The sequence below is a fragment of the Blautia sp. NSJ-175 genome (assembly GCF_022867815.1).
In the GTDB taxonomy this organism is placed as follows: domain Bacteria; phylum Bacillota; class Clostridia; order Lachnospirales; family Lachnospiraceae; genus Blautia; species Blautia celeris.
On record NZ_JALIFQ010000007.1, the window covers coordinates 181905 to 202893 of the forward strand.

At 49.3% G+C, this 20989-nt stretch carries 16 protein-coding genes and 1 tRNA gene; 14 read left to right on the forward strand and 3 right to left on the reverse strand.

Annotation, left to right across the window (positions count from 1 at the left end; genetic code table 11):
- Positions 1-195: 195 nt before the first annotated feature.
- The 5 genes from MUB35_RS13270 (at position 196) to MUB35_RS13290 (ending at position 5660) form a co-directional block, all read left to right on the forward strand.
- Complete coding sequence (locus MUB35_RS13270; RefSeq protein ID WP_052099416.1) at positions 196-957, forward strand: Tim44 domain-containing protein; 762 nt, start codon at positions 196-198, stop codon at positions 955-957.
- A 145-nt stretch (positions 958-1102) separates the two neighbouring features.
- Positions 1103-1777 (forward strand): response regulator transcription factor, encoded by a 675-nt coding sequence (locus tag MUB35_RS13275; protein WP_054352361.1) that lies wholly within the window; start codon positions 1103-1105, stop codon positions 1775-1777.
- Positions 1778-1780: 3 nt separating this feature from the next.
- Positions 1781-3250 carry a sensor histidine kinase gene (locus MUB35_RS13280; protein WP_033141131.1) on the forward strand — a complete coding sequence of 490 codons (1470 nt, stop codon included), beginning with the start codon at positions 1781-1783 and terminating at the stop codon, positions 3248-3250.
- An 86-nt stretch (positions 3251-3336) separates the two neighbouring features.
- Positions 3337-4011, forward strand: a complete 675-nt coding sequence (ung, locus tag MUB35_RS13285) for a uracil-DNA glycosylase (RefSeq protein ID WP_033141130.1) — start codon at positions 3337-3339, stop codon at positions 4009-4011.
- Between the two features lie 14 nt (positions 4012-4025).
- On the forward strand, positions 4026-5660 hold the full coding sequence (locus tag MUB35_RS13290) for a putative polysaccharide biosynthesis protein (RefSeq protein ID WP_033141129.1): 1635 nt from the start codon (positions 4026-4028) through the stop codon (positions 5658-5660).
- An 84-nt stretch (positions 5661-5744) separates the two neighbouring features.
- On the opposite strand, the gene MUB35_RS13295 is transcribed toward MUB35_RS13290, so the two are convergent.
- Complete coding sequence (locus MUB35_RS13295; RefSeq protein WP_103731377.1) at positions 5745-9989, reverse strand: 2-hydroxyacyl-CoA dehydratase; 4245 nt, start codon at positions 9987-9989, stop codon at positions 5745-5747.
- Between the two features lie 281 nt (positions 9990-10270).
- Between MUB35_RS13295 and tgt the strand changes: the two genes are divergently transcribed.
- The 8 genes from tgt (at position 10271) to MUB35_RS13335 (ending at position 18688) form a co-directional block, all read left to right on the forward strand.
- Positions 10271-11407, forward strand: coding sequence for a tRNA guanosine(34) transglycosylase Tgt (tgt, locus tag MUB35_RS13300; protein WP_033141127.1), 1137 nt, complete (start codon positions 10271-10273; stop codon positions 11405-11407).
- Positions 11408-11617: 210 nt separating this feature from the next.
- Positions 11618-11941 (forward strand): preprotein translocase subunit YajC, encoded by a 324-nt coding sequence (gene yajC / locus MUB35_RS13305; RefSeq protein WP_033141126.1) that lies wholly within the window; start codon positions 11618-11620, stop codon positions 11939-11941.
- Positions 11942-12097: 156 nt separating this feature from the next.
- Complete coding sequence (sdaAB, locus tag MUB35_RS13310; RefSeq protein WP_033141125.1) at positions 12098-12766, forward strand: L-serine ammonia-lyase, iron-sulfur-dependent subunit beta; 669 nt, start codon at positions 12098-12100, stop codon at positions 12764-12766.
- Positions 12767-12775: 9 nt separating this feature from the next.
- On the forward strand, positions 12776-13651 hold the full coding sequence (gene sdaAA, locus MUB35_RS13315; protein ID WP_244806359.1) for an L-serine ammonia-lyase, iron-sulfur-dependent, subunit alpha: 876 nt from the start codon (positions 12776-12778) through the stop codon (positions 13649-13651).
- A 79-nt stretch (positions 13652-13730) separates the two neighbouring features.
- Positions 13731-14582, forward strand: coding sequence for an AraC family transcriptional regulator (locus MUB35_RS13320; RefSeq protein WP_244806360.1), 852 nt, complete (start codon positions 13731-13733; stop codon positions 14580-14582).
- Between the two features lie 287 nt (positions 14583-14869).
- Positions 14870-16708: an NAD(P)-binding protein gene (locus MUB35_RS13325; RefSeq protein WP_148392947.1), complete on the forward strand. Its 1839-nt coding sequence runs from the start codon at positions 14870-14872 to the stop codon at positions 16706-16708.
- Positions 16702-18450 carry an NADH-dependent [FeFe] hydrogenase, group A6 gene (locus MUB35_RS13330; RefSeq protein WP_118594048.1) on the forward strand — a complete coding sequence of 583 codons (1749 nt, stop codon included), beginning with the start codon at positions 16702-16704 and terminating at the stop codon, positions 18448-18450. The genes MUB35_RS13325 and MUB35_RS13330 overlap by 7 nt, the downstream gene beginning before the upstream one ends.
- 91 nt (positions 18451-18541) lie before the next feature.
- A complete protein-coding gene (locus MUB35_RS13335; protein ID WP_181014583.1) occupies positions 18542-18688 on the forward strand; it encodes a hypothetical protein in 147 nt (48 codons plus the stop codon).
- A 54-nt stretch (positions 18689-18742) separates the two neighbouring features.
- Here the strand turns inward: MUB35_RS13335 and MUB35_RS13340 are convergent, their stop codons facing one another.
- Positions 18743-19273 (reverse strand): ferritin-like domain-containing protein, encoded by a 531-nt coding sequence (locus MUB35_RS13340; protein WP_054352362.1) that lies wholly within the window; start codon positions 19271-19273, stop codon positions 18743-18745.
- 241 nt (positions 19274-19514) lie between these two features.
- Positions 19515-19585 (reverse strand) — tRNA-Gly (locus tag MUB35_RS13345).
- Between the two features lie 320 nt (positions 19586-19905).
- On the opposite strand from MUB35_RS13345, the gene leuB reads away from it, so the two are divergent.
- Positions 19906-20988: a 3-isopropylmalate dehydrogenase gene (gene leuB / locus MUB35_RS13350; RefSeq protein ID WP_244806361.1), complete on the forward strand. Its 1083-nt coding sequence runs from the start codon at positions 19906-19908 to the stop codon at positions 20986-20988.
- Position 20989 lies beyond the last annotated feature (1 nt).

The window sequence follows — 20989 nt, forward strand, 5'->3', positions numbered from 1 at the left end:
TGTGGAAGTATACTATAGAATAGCGTCTTTTTATGGTTTTGTCAAGGGAAAAGCGTAAAAAAATTGTTTTGTGGATAGGAGGGAAGCAGCAGGCTTGACAGATAAATCTGTCTGGGATAGACTGAATTTAAATGAATCACAAGGGGAAAGCAGGGGGAGGGCCCATGGGAGACAGTTTCCCTGCAGACAGAAGAGATGATGAAGTTATCAAATAAGAAAAGAAAGTATAGGAAGTTCTGGCACAGCTGTTTACTTCTTGGAATACTTCTGACTGCTCTGGCTGTGCCTGTCTGGGGACGGGCCGGCGGCGGAAGTTCGGGCGGAGGCGGCGGACACAGCGGAAGTTCCGGGGGAGGCAGTTACCACAGCGGCCGCTCCTCATCCCGCAGCAATCTGACGGGGAATATTCTTTTCGGGGTGAATGCTATTGTCGTTACCTGCGGCGGAGCAATCGCGTTTACAATAAAAGCCAAAAAAGCTGCTGCAAAAAGCAGAAATCTTATGCGCCAATATGAAAAAATCGGAGGAAACTGGGATTACCGGGAAGTACAGCGTCAGGTGGAGGAGGCTTATTATCAAATACAGGAGTGCTGGAGACGGATGGACGCCGGTTATGCGGCTGCCTATCTCAGTGAGGAACTGCTGGAAGATTTTAATATGAAGATTCAGTGGATGGAAGTGAGGGAGGAAGAAGTGGTACAGAAGCATGTAAAGCTTCTGAGCGCAGTGCCGGTAGGTGCCTATGACGAACTGGGAGAGGAGAATGACTGTATCTGGTATCTGATTCACGGCAGCATGGTGGGGTACTATATTAACAGGAACACAAAAATCTGTGTGCGCGGCAACACGAAAAAAGAGAGCTTTTATGAATACTGGAAATTTATTTACCGGAATGAGCGGTGGGTTCTCCAGGAGATCAGACAGCAGGATGAAATAGATATCGATCAGTTTGTATAAAAGCATTTGTTCACAAATTCAACAAATTTTTCTGCTATATTTAACTGAAATGGCAGGGATATTACGGTTTCTGCCGGTAGTACGAGTCAAACAGGTACATAAAAAACAGACAGAAATAGTCTGTAGGAATAGAGAGGGAACGGATATGGAAAAATGCAAAATACTGGTAGTGGATGATGAGAGCAGGATGCGCAAGCTGGTGCGCGATTTCCTGGTTAAGAAAGATTTTGAGGTGCTGGAGGCCGGCAACGGTGAGGAGGCACTGGATATATTTTATGCCACAAAGGACATTGCCCTTTTGATCCTGGATGTCATGATGCCGAAGATGGATGGCTGGGAGGTATGCAGAGAAATACGCAGGGAGTCAAAGGTGCCCATTATTATGCTGACAGCCAGGGGAGATGAGAGGGACGAGCTTCTGGGATTTGAGCTGGGCGTGGATGAGTATATTGCAAAGCCTTTCAGTCCGAAGATATTGGTTGCCAGGGTGGAGGCTATCCTGAGAAGAGCAAATATCTGCGGAAGCAGTGATGTTCTGTCAGCAGGCGGTATTGAGGTGAATAAGGCATCCCATATTGCAACCATTGACGGGCAGCCCATGGAGCTGAGTTATAAGGAATTTGAGCTGCTGACCTATTTCCTGGAAAACCAGGGAATTGCGCTTTCCAGGGAGAAGATTCTGAATTCTGTATGGAATTACGATTATTTTGGCGATGCCCGCACCATTGATACCCATGTAAAGAAACTTCGCAGTAAACTGGGGGACAAGGGTGAATACATCAAGACCATCTGGGGCATGGGATATAAGTTTGAGGTATAAGACATGAGAAAATCAATTAAGGTGCGTCTGGCAGTTTCTTTTATCGGGATCACGCTTTTGTCTCTTTTGTCCATAACGGCAGTAAACCGGCTGTTCTTGGAGAAATATTACATTTCCAGAAAAGCGGACTCGCTGGAAACGGTCTATAAAGCATTGAATGAGCAGGCCTTCAATGACCCGGAGGGCAGGACGCATCTGCAGGGGCTCTGTATTGAAAAGAATATATCCTGGGTACTCGTGGACGTGAGCTCTCAGGACTGGACCATCATAGCCAATGACGGCCGGAATCCGGATCTGCTGGCAACCAGGCTTCTCTTTGGATATATCTGGGGCATGATGCCGGAAAACAGGGAAGTCATCTCGGCAAATGATTCCTATACGCTGGAGCAGAACACAGATGATAAGGAAAATGTGGTGTATCTGGATATGTGGGGCGTGATGGAAAACCGAAACTGCGCGTTTCTGATTCGTATGCCCATGGCGAGTATCCGGGACAGTGTGGAAATCTCCAATATGTTTTACGTCTATATCGGGCTTCTCGTGATTATGATAAGCAGCGGGATCATCTGGTTTATGAGCAAGCGGATCACAAAGCCTCTTTTGGAACTGACGGAAATCTCCAGGCGTATGAGCAATCTTGATTTTGAGGCCAGATATGAAGGCGGCGGGGAGGATGAGATCGGCACTCTGGGGCAGAATTTTAATAAGATGTCCGAGGAGCTGGAACATACCATATCCGAGTTAAAGACCGCCAACAATGAGCTGCAGGAGGACATTGAGCAGAAGAAACAGATTGATGAGATGCGTAAGGAATTTCTCTCCAATGTATCCCATGAGCTGAAGACGCCCATCGCTCTGATCCAGGGCTATGCGGAGGGCCTGAAGGAGTGTATCAATGACGATGCGGAGAGCAGGGAATTTTACTGTGATGTCATTATGGACGAGTCTGCCAAAATGAACAATATGGTGAAAAAGCTGCTGTCTCTCAACCAACTGGAGTTCGGCAATGACCAGACTGCCATGGAACGTTTTGATCTGACGGACCTTGTGAGAGGCGTCGTGCAGTCTGCGCAGCTTCTGGCAGACCAGAAAGGCGCGCAGATTTCCTTCCCTCAGGATGAGCCTGTATATGTGTGGGGCGATGAGTTCAAGGTGGAGGAAGTGGTGACCAACTATGTGTCCAATGCCCTGAATCACGTGGATGGGGATATGAAGATCGAGGTGAAGATGAGAAGAAGAGACAATCATGTGCGCCTCTCCGTCTTCAACACAGGCAGACCCATTCCGGAGGAGGATCTTGATAAGATCTGGATAAAATTCTATAAAGTGGACAAAGCCCGTACCAGGGAATACGGCGGAAGCGGTATCGGTTTGTCAATTGTCAAGGCTATTATGGAGGGAATGCACCAGAAGTTCGGCGTTGTGAACTATGACAACGGGGTGGAATTCTGGTTTGAGCTGGAAGAAAAGTAACCGGGGGTTCTGCGACAGCTCCTTGCATTTTTCGATGGATTCTGCTAAACTAGAGGACATGATAAAAATGCAGGAGGGATGTTTTTATGCCGCCTTTACAGGGAGAATGGCTGGAGGCTTTAAAGCCGGAGTTCGGAAAACCATATTATAAACAATTGTTCGCGAAGGTGGGGCAGGAATACCAGACAAGAAAGGTATTCCCCGCACCGGACGATATTTTCAATGCATTTCATTTTACCCCCTTGGACCAGGTGAAAGTGGTCATACTGGGACAGGATCCTTATCACAATGACGGACAGGCTCACGGCCTGTGTTTTTCTGTGAAGCCGGATGTGGAGATTCCTCCTTCCCTGGTGAATATTTACCAGGAACTGCAGGAGGACTGCGGCTGTTATATACCCAACAATGGATATCTGGAAAAATGGGCAAAGCAGGGCGTACTGCTTCTGAATACAGTGCTGACTGTGCGCGCCCATCAGGCAAATTCCCACAGAGGGATCGGCTGGGAGGAGTTTACGGACGCAGCGATCCGTATTCTGGATGAACAGGACAGGCCCATGGTATTTCTTTTATGGGGAAGACCGGCGCAGATGAAAAAGAGTATGCTGCACAATCCCGGCCACCTGATCCTGGAAGCACCTCATCCCAGTCCGCTGTCTGCGTTTCGCGGATTTTTCGGATGCCGTCATTTCAGCAAGGCAAATGCTTTTCTGCAGGAGCAAGGCCTGGAGCCAATTGACTGGCAGATAGAAAACAGATAGAGGAATTTGGACAAATGGGTAAAAAGAATAGTAATACATTAGTAAAAAACGCGTCTTTCTTAATGGTTGCAGCACTGATTTCAAAGATCATCGGAATGATTTACAAAAGTCCGCTGTCTTCTCTTTTGGGAAGAGAGAGCTTTGCCTGCTTTCAGTTTGCGCAGAATGTCTATTTTATTCTGTTGATGATCGCATCCTTCAGTATTCCGCAGGCTGTATCCAAGATCATGTCAGAGAGGATCGCATTCAAACGGTACAGGGACGCGCAGAGGGTTTTTAAAGGTGCCCTTTTATATGCAGTCATAGCAGGAGGCATTGTGGCGCTCATATGTGTGTTCGGCGCTTCTGTCTTAGTGCCGGACAGTGTGGCAAATGCCAGACTGGCGCTTCAGATGCTGGCCCCCACCATTTTCATTTCGGGTATCCTGGGTGTGTTCCGCGGATATTTCCAGGCTTACAGGAATATGATGCCCACGTCGATCTCACAGATCGTGGAGCAGATAGCAGTTGCGGTAGTGGCGCTTTTGATGGCAAACTTTATGGTTCACCATTTCGCAGGCGCAGGTGAGGATACGCTGCAGAGATGGAGTGCAGCCGGAGCGACCATCGGTACGGGCGCAGGTGTTACGGCAGCGCTTCTTTTTATGCTGTTTGTATACAGTGTGAACAGGAAGACCATCAACCGCCGGATTGCCAGGGACAAAGTGTCTGTGGATGAGAGTTATCAGCAGGTTATGAGAAACATTGTGCTGATTGTGGCTCCCATTATTCTCAGCGCCTTTATTTACAATGTGAACGGCTATATCAATGGTGTGATGTACACAAGCATTTCCGATTTCAGAGGGATGGACAACAGCCAGGTGAAGGTGCTGTACGCGGAGTTTGGATTTTTCATGACGCTGATCAATATCCCCCTGACACTGGCAAGTACGGCGCCAACCTCCATGATTCCGGAGGTCTCTGCCCACTATGCCACCGGTGATGTGAAGGGGGCTATTGAAAAGATAAACAATGCCACATGGATCAGTATGCTGATTTCCATGCCGGCCTCTGTGGGTCTTGCTGTGCTGGCACAGCCGGTGACCTCCCTGCTGTTCCCCTCCACAGAAGGCGTGGCAGGAAAGCTCATGGTGCTCGGTGTCATCACGGTTATTTTAAACAGTACATCCAATATATCAAATGGTGTGCTGCAGGGAATCGGAAGGGCCAATATTCCTATGATCAACGCAGCTGTTTCCCTGGCTGTGGACGTGGTTTTTCTTGCGGTACTGCTGTTTTTCACCAATGCGGGCATCTATGCCGTGGTTATTGCCATGATTGTCTATGCCATAGTGATGTGTGTGCTCAATGACAGGGCGCTGAAGAAATATCTGGGATATCAGAATCCCTGGAGATATGCTTATCTGCCTCCGCTTTTAGCTACCATTCCCATGGGAGCAGTGGCATTCGGGGTGTACAAGGGAGTGCGGTTTCTGGCAAAAGCTCTGCCCCATTCCAATTTGCTGGCATTGATTCCCTCCATTGCGCTGGCTGTTGCTGTGTATTTTATTGCATATCTCTTTATTGCGAAACCATCCAGACAGGAACTTTTGTCTCTGCCGGGAGGAACAAAGCTGGCTGTGCTGGCTCAGAAACTGAAGATCATTTAAGAAAAATAAATCTGCAAACAGAAAAAAGCTTTCGGGCCGCATAGAAGACGGCGGCCCGAAGGCTTTTTTTATATTCCGGAGCATTTACATTTTTTTGAATGCAGTGGAGAGCATCAGCTTAATACGATTTAACTGGTTTACCTCGCTGGCTCCCGGGTCATAGTCAATGGCAACGATATTGGCGTCAGGGTAATCCTTGCGGATAGCCTTGATGACACCTTTGCCCACAATATGGTTAGGCAGGCAGCCAAATGGCTGTGTACATACAATATTGGGCGCTCCGCTGTGGATCAGCTCCATCATTTCTCCGGTCAGGAACCAGCCTTCCCCGGTCTGGTTGCCGATGGACACAATGGGTGCTGCCATTTTTGCCAGATCTTCAATGCTGGCAGAGGGCGTAAAGTGCCTGCTTTTGGCAAATTCTTTGTTGGCGGCGCCTCTGATAAACTCAATGGCTTTGATACCCAGATTGGCGGTTTTCGCGGAAGATTTCTTGAAGCCGAGATATTTTGCCTTAAAGTTCTGGTTGTAGAAACAGTAGCATAAAAAGTCTATGAGATCAGGGCATACAGGCTCTGCGCCTTCTTTTTCCAGAAGTTCTGCCAGATGATTGTTGGCAGCCGGAAGGAATTTGACCAGAATCTCACCTACAATGCCGACCCTCGGTTTTTTCTCACCGGTGATGGGGAGAGTATCAAACTCCCGGATCATCTGGCGGCAGATACGGTTAAACTGTCCGAAGGTGATATGTTTCGCGCTCAGGAAACGGATGCAGCGTTTCTCCCATTTGCGGTGCAGGGCATTTGCGGAGCCTTTGACTGCTTCGTAGGGGCGCATGCGGTAAATGCATTTCATCAGGATATCACCGAACACTGCGCCGAAAGCCAGCCTGGTGGCCAGTTTTGCCGTGATCTTAAATCCCGGATTTTCTTCCAGCCCGCTTAAGTTGATGGAGATGACCGGTATGTAGGACATGTTTGCCTTGGCAAGTGCCCTTCGGATAAATCCGATGTAATTGGAGGCACGGCATCCGCCTCCTGTCTGTGACATGATGATCGCTACCTTGTGCAGATCGTATTTGCCTGACAGAAGTGCCTGCATGATCTGGCCCACCACCATGAGGGAAGGATAGCAGGCATCATTGTTCACATATTTTAAGCCTACATCCACGGCTTCCTTGTTGTCATTGGGAAGCACCTCCAGATTGTATCCGCTGGCGTTGAAAGCTGCCTGCAGGATAGAAAAATGGATGGGTGACATCTGGGGGCAGAGAATGGTATATTTTTTTCTCATTTCCGGTGTGAACACCACCTTTTTGATGGAGGAGGGTGATATTTTCCGTTTGATATGCTGCTCTTCCTTGACGCGGAGGGCAGCAATCAGGGAGCGGACGCGGATACGGGCAGCGCCCAGGTTGTTTACCTCATCAATTTTCAGGCAGGTGTAGATCTTGCCGCTGCCAGCCAGAATTTCATTTACCTGGTCAGTGGTCACGGCATCCAGGCCGCAGCCAAAGGAGTTTAACTGGATCAGATCCAGATTATCTTTTTCCTTCACAAAGTTGGCAGCCGCATAAAGTCTGGTGTGGTACATCCACTGGTCATTGACACGAAGCGGGCGTTCAATGGGAGCCAGATGGGAAACGGAATCCTCAGTCAGTACGGCGATACCGTAGGAATTGATCAGATCCGGGATGCCGTGATGGATTTCCGGATCAATGTGGTATGGCCTTCCTGCCAGCACAATGCCGTGTCTTCCTGTCTTATCCAGGTAGCGCAGGGTTTCCTCGCCCTTTCGGCGGATATCCTCCCGGCATCTGGCCATTTCCTTCCAGGCAGCGTGGGCGGCGTCAGAGACTTCCGTGGAGGGAATGTTTTGGAATTCTTCCAGCAGTCGCTCTGTGATGGTCTCCTCATTCGTCATGGCTAAAAACGGATTGTGGAATTTGATTTCCGGGTCATTCAGCTCGTCAATGTTATTCTTAATATTTTCCGCGTAGGAGGTGACGATTGGACAGTTGTAATGGTTGATGGAGTCCTCAAATTCCTCACGCTCGTATGGGATACAGGGGTAGAAAATGTATTTCACGCCCTGTTTGATCAGCCATGACACATGTCCGTGGGCCAGCTTGGCCGGGTAGCACTCGGACTCACTGGGGATGGACTCAATGCCCAGCTCATAAATCTTTCTTGTGGAGGTGGGAGAAAGCACCACCTGATATCCCAGTCTGGTGAAGAAGGTATACCAGAAGGGATAATTTTCAAACATGTTGAGGACCCTGGGGATTCCCACTTTTCCTCTGGGGGCTTTGTCCTCTGTCAGCGGTTCATAGGAGAACAGCATTTTATATTTATAGTCAAACAGGTTGGGAATATGATCCTTGTTCTTCTCCTTGCCGATGCCGCGCTCGCAGCGGTTGCCGGAAATGAACTGGCGTCCGCCTGAGAATTTGTTGATGGTCAGACGGCAGTTGTTGGTACAGCCCTTACAGTTTGCCATAGTGGTCTTATACTGAAGGCTGTTGATCTTCTCAATGGGCAGCATGGTAGTGTCCTGTCCTGCCGTATAGCGCTCTCTGGCGATCAGGGCAGCACCGAAAGCTCCCATGATCCCGGCAATATCCGGACGGATGGCCTCACAGCCGGCAATACGCTCAAAGCTTCTTAAAACAGCATCATTATAGAAGGTTCCGCCCTGTACCACAATGTGTTTTCCAAGTTCGGAGGCGTCGGATACCTTGATTACCTTATACAGTGCGTTCTTGATGACAGAATAAGCCAGGCCCGCTGAGATATCCGACACCTCGGCACCCTCCTTCTGTGCCTGTTTTACCTTGGAATTCATGAAAACAGTACATCGTGTTCCAAGGTCAATGGGGTTTTTGGCAAACAGGGCAGCTTTTGCGAAATCCTGCACACTGTAGTTCAGGGAGTTTGCAAAAGTCTCAATAAAGGAGCCGCAGCCGGAGGAGCAGGCTTCGTTGAGCTGCACACTGTCTACGGTCTTGTTCTTTATCTTGATACATTTCATATCCTGTCCGCCGATATCCAGGATGCAGTCCACCTCCGGGTCAAAGAAGGCGGCAGCATAATAGTGGGAAACAGTCTCCACTTCCCCTTCGTCCAGAAGGAGAGCGGCTTTTATCAGTGCCTCGCCGTATCCGGTGGAGCAGGAGTAGGCGATCCTTGCTTCCCGCGGAAGGTGGCTGTAAATCTCCTGGATGGCGCGGATACTGGTAGCCAGGGGATTGCCGTTATTGTTGCTGTAGAAGGAATAGAGCAGGGAACCATCCTCACCGACCAGGGCTGCCTTTGTTGTGGTGGAACCCGCGTCAATGCCCAGATAACAGTTTCCGCTGTAGCTGGAAATGTCTCCGGTTATGACATTGTAGTGGCTCTGGCGCTCATTGAATTTGTCATAATCCTCCCTGGAGGCGAACAGAGGCTCCATACGGTTCACCTCAAATTCCATATGTATATTGGCTGACAGCCTGTCGCGCATGGCAGTGACAGAGACAGCAGGCGTTTCTTTTTTCGCATTCAGCGCGGAACCGATAGCCGCGAACAGATGGGAATTGTCAGGCACAATAGTGTGCTCCTCATCCAGCTTCAGTGTGCGGATAAACGCTGTCTTGAGTTCAGATAAAAAGTGAAGCGGACCGCCCAGAAATGCCACATGGCCGCGGATGGGTTTCCCGCAGGCAAGACCGCTGATGGTCTGGTTTACCACAGCCTGGAAAATGGAGGCGGAAAGGTCTTCTTTGGTGGCGCCCTCATTGATCAGCGGCTGGATGTCTGTCTTGGCGAACACACCGCAGCGGGCTGCAATGGGATAGAGGGCTTTGTAATTCTTTGCGTACTCATTCAGCCCCGCAGCATCTGTCTGCAGCAGAGAAGCCATCTGGTCAATAAAAGAGCCGGTACCGCCGGCGCAGATACCATTCATACGCTGTTCAATATTTCCACCCTCAAAGTAAATGATCTTTGCATCTTCACCGCCCAGCTCTATAGCCACGTCGGTTTTGGGTGCCAGTTCCTGTAAGGAGGAGGATACAGCGATAACCTCCTGTACAAAGGGAACCTCCAGATGCTTTGCAAGTGTCAGTCCGCCGGAACCGGTGATGACAGGGAGGACTGAAAATTCCCCCAATTGTCTGTATGCCTTGTCAAGCAGCCCAGCCAGTGTATTCTGAATGTCTGCAAAGTGGCGTTCATAATCAGAGAAAAGGATTTCTTTTTCTTCATTTAAAACTGCAATTTTTACCGTGGTGGAACCGATATCAATGCCAAGACGGTATGCGGCTGCAGTATTTTTATTATCTGCTGACATAGTCAGGAGACCTCCTTCATAAAAAATGGACGGTTTTCAAGCCGTCATATATGCGTTTCTTCTTATTTATATAGTGCTATAGAAAATCATTTAACATTATACGACAATATTTCTAAAAATACAATTGCTAATTTGAAATTGGATTATTTTAGTTATATATATGGCTGAAAGAAAATATTCCTTCCGGTTGCGTTTATATTTTCCATATGGTAGAATAAGCCAGACACAGATGCCGGAAACAGCCGGCAGAAGAATTATTTTTAGAAAGAGGAAATTGCTGTATGTATAAGATATTGAAACAGGAAGGCATGGCAAAACGCGCCCATTTTGAAACTGTGCACGGGTCAGTGGAGACACCTGTCTTTATGAACGTTGGCACAGTGGCAGCCATCAAAGGCGCTGTAGCCACAACAGACCTGCATGAAATAGGAACCCAGATAGAACTGTCAAACACCTACCATCTCCATGTGCGTCCCGGTGACCAGGTGGTGAAGAAGCTGGGCGGCCTCCACAAGTTCATGAACTGGGACAGGCCGATCCTCACGGACTCCGGCGGATTTCAGGTGTTTTCCCTGTCAAAGTTAAGGAAGATCAAAGAGGAGGGGGTTTATTTCAATTCCCACATTGACGGTCATAAGATTTTCATGGGACCGGAGGAAAGTATGCAGATACAGTCCAATCTGGCATCCACCATTGCCATGGCTTTTGACGAGTGCCCGTCCTCTGTGGCGGACCGGAAATATGTCCAGGATTCTGTTGATCGAACCACAAGGTGGCTTGCAAGGTGTAAGGATGAGATGGCAAGGCTGAATGCGAAGGAGGACACCATCAATCCCCAGCAGATGCTGTTCGGCATTAACCAGGGCGCAGTGTATGATGATATCCGTATTGCCCACGCAAAAGAGATCGCCAAAATGGACCTTGACGGCTATGCGGTGGGAGGACTGGCCGTGGGAGAGAGCCATGAGGAGATGTACCGGATCCTGGACAGTGTGGTTCCCTATCTTCCGGCAGACAAGCCCACATACCTGATGGGTGTGGGAACACCGGCTAATATTCTGGAGGGTGTTTCCAGGGGCGTGGATTTCTTTGACTGCGTATATCCAAGCCGGAACGGACGCCATGGCCACGTGTACACCAACTTTGGAAAACTGAATCTGTTCAACGCCAAATATGAGCTGGATTCCCGTCCCATTGAGGAAGGTTGCCAGTGTCCTGCCTGCAGAAGCTACAGCAGGGCATATATCCGACATCTGCTGAAGGCAAAGGAGATGCTGGGCATGCGTCTGTGTGTGCTTCACAATCTGTACTTCTACAATACAATGATGACGGAAATCAGGCAGGCACTTGATGAAGGGCACTATGAGGACTATAAACAGCAGAAACTGGAGCGCATGGCAGCAGGCCCAAAGGCATAAAAACAGAAAAAATGTGTAAAATATATAAAAAAACCTGAAAAACACTTGAAGAAATAAGAGAAATTGTGTATTATTGTAATAGCGTTCAATATAGCAGTCCGGGTGATCGGATGAAACAGCGGTGTAGCTGCTGTTTCATACCGAGTTTATATGGGAACTCGGCATATAAGTTGAAAGAACTAAAAAGTTTATTTTGCAGGAGGAGCTAAAATGTTTTTAGGACAGGCAAGCGCAGGCGGTGCAGGCGCATGGGCAACTATGTTACTGCCCCTGGTTGTATTTTTTCTTTTAATGTATTTCATGATTATGAGACCGCAGAAAAAGGAACAGCAGAGAGTAAAATCCATGTTATCCTCTATGGAAGTGGGAGACAGCGTGGTAACAACAAGCGGTTTTTACGGAATCTTAATTGATATTACAGATGAAGATGTGATCGTAGAATTCGGAAACAACAGAAACTGCAGAATTCCCATGAGAAAAGCGGCAATCGCAGAAGTTGAGAAAGCCGGAGACGGAATCGCAGAAAAAGAGTGATCAGAAGATTGAAAAGTAAGACAGGTGTTGCAGGAAAAATAGTTCTGCGGCGCCTGTTTTTTCGTCTGTCAGAAGGTATTTGAAAATAGTGTTCTGCAGTCTTCGCCAAATGGGATACAGGCTGTGGAGATGAATCAGAAATGGAGAAATAAACATATGGCATTTATCAGTTTATTTGATGTGATCGGTCCCAATATGGTAGGGCCTTCCAGCTCTCACACGGCAGGAGCGGCGTCAATGGCCCTTCTTGCGCGGAGGCTTTTTCCGGGGAAAATAAAGAAGGTACGCTTTACTCTGTATGGCTCCTTTGCCCAGACATACCGGGGACACGGCACAGACCGTGCACTACTCGGGGGAATCATGGGATTTCAGACGGATGACCTGCGGATCAGGGATTCCCTGACACTTGCCCGTGAACAGGGACTTGATTATGAGTTTATCATCAGTGATAAGCTTGGCGACGAACATCCCAATACCGCGGATATGGATATGGAGGGTACCGGCGGGGAGCATCTCTTTGTGCGGGGTGTGTCGCTGGGCGGCGGTAAGGTAAAGATCGTCCGGCTGAACCAGATAGAGGTGGATTTTACAGGGGAGTACAGTACCCTGGTGGTGAGCCAGACGGATAAGCCGGGTGTGGTGGCCCATATCACCAAGGTACTGAGCGAAAGAAATGTGAATATTGCGTTCATGCGCCTCTACCGGGAGGAGAGAGGAGCCAGGGCATATACCATTGTGGAGTCGGATGAGAAAATACCGGAAGATGTGACAGAGAAGATCAGGGAAAATCCCTGTGTCTCCAATGTGATTCTGGTACAGATATAGGAGGATAGGATGGAATTCAATCAGGGCAGTGAGCTTTTAGAGATATGCAGTGAGAAGAACATACCCATTTCCAGGGTCATGAAGCTGAGGGAGACAGAGTTTTCCCGGATTTCTGAGGAGGAAGTGGATGAGAAAATGAAGAAATCCCTGGCGATCATGCGCCGTTCCGCAAAAGAACCTCTGACCAATCCAAAACCGTCCGTGGGCGGTCTCATCGGCGGAGAGTCCGGGAAGCTTCACCGCCATGCAGAGGCAGGAAAATCTGTCTGCGGGACTGTGCTGCAGCGTGCGGTCACATACGCCATGGCGGTTCTGGAGGTCAATGCCTCCATGGGTGTGATCGTGGCTGCGCCCACAGCGGGCTCCTCAGGTGTGGTGCCGGGCGTGCTCCTCTCTCTGGAGGAGGCGTATGATCTGTCGGAAGAGGTGATCTTAAACGGGCTGTACACAGCAGGAGCTGTGGGATATCTGCTTATGAGGAATGCCTCTGTGGCAGGCGCGGAAGCTGGCTGTCAGGCAGAAGTGGGCGCCGCGTCCGCCATGGCTGCCGCGGCAGCGGTGGAGATGATGGGCGGTACACCAAAGCAGTGCCTGGACGCGGCTTCTGTGGCAATGTCCAACCTGCTGGGCCTGGTCTGTGACCCCATAGCCGGCCTTGTGGAATACCCGTGTCAGAACCGGAACAGTGTGGGAGCCGCCAATGCGCTGATCTGCGCGGAGCAGACACTGGCAGGGATTCCGGCTCTTATTCCCTTCGACGAAATGGCACAGGCCATGTATCATGTGGGCAGAAGCCTTCCCTTTGAGCTGCGGGAAAGCGCGCTGGGAGGCTGTGCGGCAACCCCGGCGGCATGCAGGCGTACCTGTGAGATCTTCGGCGGCTGAAAACGGACAGACGCATTTTCCGTGCCGATATTTTCCGTAGAAAAATTGTCGGGCAGACAGAATCTGGATAGCTTATACTATGCGTAAGGCAGGTGAGAAAATGGAGTGGATGCAGCGAATCAACCGGGTGATGGATTATGTGGAGGACCACCTCCGGGATGATGTGGATGAGGAGGAAGTCAGCAGGATCATGGCGTGTCCGTATCAGAATTTTCAGAGTCTTTTCGGACAGGTGACTAATATCAGTTTTTCTGAATATGTGAGAAGACGCAGGCTTACCATGGCAGCCTATGATCTGCAGAATACAGAGGAAAAGGTAATAGATATCGCGTTAAAATATGGCTATCAGTCAGGTGATGCCTTCCGGGTGGCGTTTCGCAAAATGCACGGCGTCAATCCCTCAGAGGTAAGGCAGAGTGCTGTTCCGCTGATGTTTTACTGCAGGCTGGAATTTCAGGTGACTGTGAAGGGAGTGGAGTCTATGAAGTATACGATTGAGGAAAAAGGGGCTTTCCGGGTATTGGGAACAAGAATGACAACGCCGTATGGCGGCGGTACCTGGGCAGTGGTCAAAAGTGACGGCACCAATGAGAAAATGAAAGCCGTAAGCGGAGATTTCTTTGATCTGGGACTGTGTTTCGGATTTCAGGAGGATGGCAGCAATGATTATATGTGCGCTGTTTTATGGGACGGGCCGGAGATAGATGGTTTTGTGACATATCAGTATCCCCCGGCAACGTGGCTTATTTTTCAGGCCAGGGGTAAGATTTCTGACAATGTTCTGGGAAATCTGTGGCGGCAGATCAATCAGGAATTTCTTCCGCAGAGCCAGTATGACAAGTGCGGACTGCCCACCATTGAAAAGTACGTTTTCTGGATCGAGGCGGAAGATTTGGGAGAAGTGGAAGTCTGGATACCGGTGAAATATTGAAAAAGAAGGATGCCTCATATCTGTAAAAAGATATGGGGTATTTTTATATGAAAAATATAGATAATAAAGCATTATTATTGGAAAATAAATAAAAATAACTGAAATAGTATTGATGATAAAGCTGTAAAATGGTAATTTTAAATTATAACTATATCCCGTTAATATGATAAAGCGAAAGGGTAACTGTCATATCATTCTGAGATCATATGGAGCCCGGAATGTATATGGGCGGCAGTTCAGAACAGTTATCTGAACTGCCAGGTATACAGAAGCAATTGGAGGTAGATATGAGCAGATTAAGTATCATTACGCAAAACAGCGCGCAGCGGACAGTGGAGGAACTCTATAAGGACCTGGAACGGCGGATTGTTGCCAGCCCGCCCGGGTTATGTCCGGTGGATATGGCGGCATCTTTCCTGAAAATGTGCCATGCTCAGTCCTGCGGAAAGTGTGTTCCCTGCCGTGTCGGACTGGGGCAGCTGGAAAAATTATTTGATGATGTGCTGGATGGTGATGCCACTCTGGAGACCATTGCGGTTATTGAGCGGACAGCCAGGAGTATCTTCTATTCCGCGGACTGTGCCATCGGTTATGAGGCCGCCAAGATGGTGCTGAAGGGAATCCGGGGATTCAGGGAGGATTTTGAAGAGCATATTTTAAGGGGGAGGTGCTCCTGTAACCTGAACCAGCCCGTGCCGTGTGTATCCCAGTGTCCGGCTGGTGTGGACATTCCCGGTTACATTGCCCTTGTCAGGGAGGGCAGGTATGCAGATGCGGTGCGCCTGATCCGGAAGGACAATCCCATGCCGGCAGTCTGCGGCCTTATCTGTGAGCATCCCTGTGAAGTGCGGTGCCGCAGGACCATGTTGGATGACCCCATCAATATCAGGGGACTGAAACGTTTTGCAGTGGAGCAGGCAGGGGAAGTGCCGGTACCAAAGACAGCCCCTGCAACGGGTAAGAAAGTTGCAGTGATCGGGGGCGGTCCGGGAGGCATCAGCGCAGCGTATTACCTGGCTTTAATGGGCCATAAGGTGACAATCTATGAAAAGGAAAAACAACTGGGCGGCATGCTGCGATACGGCATTCCCAGCTACCGGCTTCCCAGAGAGGTTCTGGATGGGGAAATAAGCCGGCTTTTGAGCGTGGGGATTGACGTGGTCACCGGGGCAGATGTGGGGGAGGAGCCGTATCTGATACAGGATATCCGTCCCCGGTATGATGCCGTCTACATAGCCATCGGTGCCCATACAGACCGAAAGATAGGAATGGAGGGCGAGGATGCCGAGGGCGTTATGTCCGCAGTGGAAATGCTGCGAAGCATCGGTGACGGAGAGATGCCGGACTTTAAGGACAGGGATATCATTGTGATCGGCGGCGGCAATGTGGCTATGGATGTGGCGCGCTCCGCGGTGCGTCTGGGTGCAAAACGTGTGCGTATTGCCTACAGAAGAAGGAAAGTGGATATGACGGCTCTTCCGGAGGAAGTGGAAGGAGCCATTGCGGAGGGGTGCGAGGTGCTGGACCTTCATGCGCCGCTGTCTATAGAGAAGGACGGACAGGGCAAGGTTTCCGCGCTCTGGGTACAGCCTCAGATCATCGGTAAAATGAAAAACGGAAGACCCACACCGGGAGACGCGGATGTGGCAAAGCTCCGTCTGCCCTGTGACCGGATCCTGGTGGCGATAGGACAGGGGATTGACTCCCGGCATTTCGGGGAATCCGGTATTCCCATTACAAGAGGTGCTGCCATTGACGCCTTTGACTGGAGCGGTGTGAAGGATGCTGCCGGCGTATTTGCCGGAGGTGACTGTGTGACCGGTCCGGCGACTGTGATCCGTGCCATTGCGGCGGGGAAAGTGGCGGCAGCCAATATTGACGAATTTCTGGGATATAACCATACGATCACAAGCGGTGTGGAGATTCCAAGGGTCCGTCTCCATGACCGTCCCACCTGCGGCCGTGTGAATATGAAGGAGCGCGAGGCATCCGTGAGAGTGAAGGATATGGAACTGATCGAATGCGGTATGACTTCTGAGGAGGCTTCCCAGGAGGCAAGACGCTGTCTGCGCTGTGACCACTTCGGTTTCGGTGTGTTTAAGGGAGGCAGGGTGGAAAAATGGTGAATACAGAGAGAGTTAAACTTACGATTGACGGCATACAGATAGAGGCCGACAGACGCAGCACGATCCTACAGGCGGCTGCCCTTGCAGGAATCCGGATTCCCACTCTGTGCTATCTGAAGGGTATCAATGAGATTGGAGCCTGCCGTGTCTGTGTTGTGGAGGTGGAAGGTTACGCAAAGCTGGTCACGGCCTGCAATAACCGGGTAAAAGAGGGAATGATGGTGCATACGAACAGCCCCAAAGCCCGGAAAACCAGAAGAACAAATGTGCAGCTTATTTTATCTCAGCACAACAGCAACTGCGCCTACTGTGTCAGGAGCGGGAACTGTTCCCTGCAGAGCGTGGCAAACGATTTGAACATCATGGATGTTCCTTTTGTTAAGGAGCTGCCGAAAAACTGCTGGAATATGGAGTTTCCGCTGATCAGGGATTATACGAAATGCATCAAATGTATGCGCTGTGTACAAATCTGTGATAAAATCCAGTCTGTTAATATCTGGGACGTGGTGAATACAGGCTCAAGAACCACAGTGGATGTGTCAGGCAACCGGAAAATTGAAGAATCGGACTGCGCTGTGTGCGGCCAGTGCATCACCCACTGTCCGGTGGGGGCGCTTAGAGAGCGGGATGATACGGAGCATGTACTGGATGCCATTGCCGATAAGGACAAGATCACAGTAGTTCAGATCGCGCCTGCCGTGCGTGCGGCATGGGGAGAATCCATTGGCCTGGCGCCGGAATTTGCAACCGTAAAAAGGCTGGCCTCGGCTCTGCGCAAAATGGGATTTGACTATATCTTCGATACGAATTTCAGTGCGGATCTGACAATCATGGAGGAAGGCAGTGAGTTTCTGGAGAAACTGAAGAACAGAGAAAATGAGACATTCCCTATGTTTACCTCCTGCTGTCCGGGCTGGGTCCGGTTTATGAAATCCCAGTATCCGGATATGGTGGACCAGCTTTCCACAGCCAAATCACCGCAGCAGATGTTCGGGGCTGTGGCAAAGACCTATTATGCAAAGCTGCTGGATGTGGACCCGGAGCGGATCTTCTGCTTGTCTGTGATGCCGTGCGTAGCCAAGAAACAGGAATGTGCCCTTCCGACCATGAGGGATGCGGGTGCAGGGCAGGATGTGGACGCTTCTTTGACTACCAGGGAAATAGACCGGATGATTCGTATGTTCCATATACTTCCTGAGACGCTTAGAGAGGAGGAGCTGGATATGCCTCTGGGCGTGGGCTCCGGCGCAGGCGTCATTTTCGGCGCCACAGGCGGTGTTATGGAGGCTGCACTGCGCAGTGCGTATTATCTGGTGACCAGTAAGAATCCCGAACCGGATGCCTTCCGGGCAGTCCGGGGCATGGACGGCTGGAAGGAGGCAGAATTTAATCTGGCAGGCACGATTTTAAAGGTGGCGGTTGCCAGCGGACTGGGCAATACCAGGAAATTGATGAAAGCGCTAAGAAAGGGCAGGGTTTCCTATGATTTTGTGGAAATCATGGCATGTCCAGGCGGATGCGCAGGCGGAGGCGGCCAGCCTATCCACGACGGCCGGGAGCTTGCCGGGGACAGGGGACAGATCCTATACGGCCTGGATAAGGTCAGTCACATCCGGTTCTCACATGAAAATCCCTCTGTGATAAAATGCTACGAAGATTTTTTGGAAAAACCATTGTCCCACAAAGCCCACGAGCTGCTGCATACAGACCATCACGGATGGAAAATGCCGGGAGAAACGTGAGCTTAAGCGGCATACATAAAAACCATAGCCTTTGGGAATACTGAAGTGTAAGAATAATATGTAAAAACACTTTAATGCCGAGGTGAATAAGATGGATAAAAAGCAGCAGGAAGCGTTAAACAGAAAGAGATCAAACGAGACTTTCAACAGCATTACCCAGAAGGTAAAACCGGAAAACCAGAATCAGCAGCACAATGCCAGGTCTGAGGCCGTGGAGCCGAAGATCAGACAGGTATAAAGAGCTGTCGGCAGGGGCGGAATGCCGCCCCTTTCACAAAGCAGTGTCAAACAATTATATCTGTGACAAAAAGTCACTGAAAATATTATAGTGCAGTTTTTCATCGAGGGCCAGTCTTGCCAGCATTTTTGAAACAAGAGGATCTTTTATTTCTCTTGACTGTTCCAGATATGCTTTGGCAGCAAACTTCTCTGATTTAGCGTTAACTGCAAGTATGGTGTAAATATCAGGGCTGTAATCCACCATATCCCCGCACCAGAAAGATTTGGATTCTGAAGAACGGCATTCCGGCTGTCCGCCGAGAAGGGCGATCAACTGTCCAATGACAGAGAAATGGTGTTCCTCGACCACGGCAATGCGTTTGATTATACGGCGGATATTACCGTATTCGTTATTGATTGTCCAGGATTGGAATAGATATTGATGTACAGTTGTCATTTCACTGACCGCAGATGCAAGATCCGGCATGAGCAGCTGTGCGTAATCTGTATTTTTTTCAGTGACTTTGACCGGGGGATACCAGTTAGAGTATTTCACTGGTATGGAATCGGGATTAGCATGGATATTATACTGGTATTTATTCATATTTGATTTCCTAAATGGGATTAATAATTTTTATGTGGGAAGGTTCCGGGATAGAACTATATTTGCAGGTAGTTCCGGATAACTCAACAGGCAGTATAAAAACGGACCCAGCAGCACTGCTGAGTCCATTTTTATTTGGCTATAAGTCCAATAGGATATTTAACGGAATTACATTAATGAAGAAGCAAAGAAAAAGCAGTAAAAACCTTTAAATTCAAGATTTTTACTGCAAACACTTAACAGCAGATAACGGGAATCGAACCCGCCTCTCCAGCTTGGGAAGCTGGCGTTCTACCGATGAACTATATCTGCATACATGTATAATTGAGGAACCTGAACATTTCCAGGCATGCACCAGCCTGCGCGTGTTCCTCCGGGATATTCATATGTGTGAACCGAGACACCGCAGATACGGGCGTAACCGCACTCCTCCCGGAACTGATGCGTTGAAAATATTATAATCCAAATTATTTTTATTTGCAAGAGGGTTTTTAAACTGTTATAGCTTATATAACGAAAAAGAATAGCAGACTGCCTTATTATGCCTTGAAATATAAGCGAAAAAGGATTATCATAATTAAAATACTATAATGCGATAACATATGACAATTGTACGACAGGAGGAGAATCTCATGAACTATAAAATTGCATTGATACCGGGTGACGGAATCGGACCGGAGATTGTGGCAGAGGCCAAAAAAGTGTTGGATAAGGTCTGTGAAACATACGGACACAGCTTTTCCTATGAGGAAGTGCTGCTGGGCGGGGCATCTATTGATGTACACGGTGTACCGCTGACAGAGGAGGCTGTGGAGACGGCAAAGGCTTCTGACGCAGTGCTGATGGGTTCCATCGGAGGGGATGCCAAGACTTCTCCCTGGTATAAACTGGAGCCGTCAAAACGCCCTGAGGCAGGACTTTTAGCTATTAGAAAAGCCCTGAATCTGTTTGCCAATCTGCGCCCGGCGTATCTGTATGATGAGCTGAAAGGTGCCTGCCCCCTGAAAGAGGAAGTCATCGGAGACGGATTTGACATGATCATTGTCAGGGAGCTGACCGGCGGCCTGTATTTCGGTGAGAGAAAGACTGTGGAGGAAAACGGTGTAACTACAGCCGTTGACACACTTACATATAATGAAAATGAAATCCGCAGAATCGCTGTCAAGGCATTTGATATTGCCATGAAGAGAAGCAAAAAAGTTACAAGCGTGGACAAAGCCAATGTACTGGACTCCTCCAGACTCTGGAGAAAAGTAGTGGAAGAGGTGGCAAAGAACTATCCGGAAGTGACACTGGAACACATGCTGGTAGATAACTGCGCTATGCAGCTTGTCCATAACCCGGGTCAGTTTGACGTGATCCTCACAGAGAACATGTTCGGCGATATTCTGTCTGATGAGGCCAGCATGGTGACAGGTTCCATCGGAATGCTCTCATCAGCCAGCTTAAATGAGACAAAATTCGGCCTTTATGAACCAAGCCACGGTTCAGCGCCTGACATTGCGGGAAAAGGCATCGCCAATCCCCTGGCAACCATTCTGTCTGCGGCTATGATGCTGCGCTATTCCCTGGACCTGGACAAAGAGGCAGATGCCGTGGAGGCAGCCGTACAGAAAGTCCTCACAGAGGGATACCGCACAGTGGATATTATGGCAGAAGGTATGAAGCAGGTGGGAACCAAAGAGATGGGAGATTTGATCGCAGAGCGGATCTGAG

Bases quoted from the DNA above. Each gene is read 5' to 3' on its own strand.
- MUB35_RS13270 (WP_052099416.1), top strand. From the start codon at position 196: ATGATGAAGTTATCAAATAAGAAAAGAAAGTATAGGAAGTTCTGGCAC.
- MUB35_RS13275 (WP_054352361.1), top strand. From the start codon at position 1,103: ATGGAAAAATGCAAAATACTGGTAGTGGATGATGAGAGCAGGATGCGC.
- MUB35_RS13280 (WP_033141131.1), top strand. From the start codon at position 1,781: ATGAGAAAATCAATTAAGGTGCGTCTGGCAGTTTCTTTTATCGGGATC.
- ung (WP_033141130.1), top strand. From the start codon at position 3,337: ATGCCGCCTTTACAGGGAGAATGGCTGGAGGCTTTAAAGCCGGAGTTC.
- MUB35_RS13290 (WP_033141129.1), top strand. From the start codon at position 4,026: ATGGGTAAAAAGAATAGTAATACATTAGTAAAAAACGCGTCTTTCTTA.
- MUB35_RS13295 (WP_103731377.1), bottom strand. From the start codon at position 9,989: ATGTCAGCAGATAATAAAAATACTGCAGCCGCATACCGTCTTGGCATT.
- tgt (WP_033141127.1), top strand. From the start codon at position 10,271: ATGTATAAGATATTGAAACAGGAAGGCATGGCAAAACGCGCCCATTTT.
- yajC (WP_033141126.1), top strand. From the start codon at position 11,618: ATGTTTTTAGGACAGGCAAGCGCAGGCGGTGCAGGCGCATGGGCAACT.
- sdaAB (WP_033141125.1), top strand. From the start codon at position 12,098: ATGGCATTTATCAGTTTATTTGATGTGATCGGTCCCAATATGGTAGGG.
- sdaAA (WP_244806359.1), top strand. From the start codon at position 12,776: ATGGAATTCAATCAGGGCAGTGAGCTTTTAGAGATATGCAGTGAGAAG.
- MUB35_RS13320 (WP_244806360.1), top strand. From the start codon at position 13,731: ATGCGTAAGGCAGGTGAGAAAATGGAGTGGATGCAGCGAATCAACCGG.
- MUB35_RS13325 (WP_148392947.1), top strand. From the start codon at position 14,870: ATGAGCAGATTAAGTATCATTACGCAAAACAGCGCGCAGCGGACAGTG.
- MUB35_RS13330 (WP_118594048.1), top strand. From the start codon at position 16,702: ATGGTGAATACAGAGAGAGTTAAACTTACGATTGACGGCATACAGATA.
- MUB35_RS13335 (WP_181014583.1), top strand. From the start codon at position 18,542: ATGGATAAAAAGCAGCAGGAAGCGTTAAACAGAAAGAGATCAAACGAG.
- MUB35_RS13340 (WP_054352362.1), bottom strand. From the start codon at position 19,273: ATGAATAAATACCAGTATAATATCCATGCTAATCCCGATTCCATACCA.
- leuB (WP_244806361.1), top strand. From the start codon at position 19,906: ATGAACTATAAAATTGCATTGATACCGGGTGACGGAATCGGACCGGAG.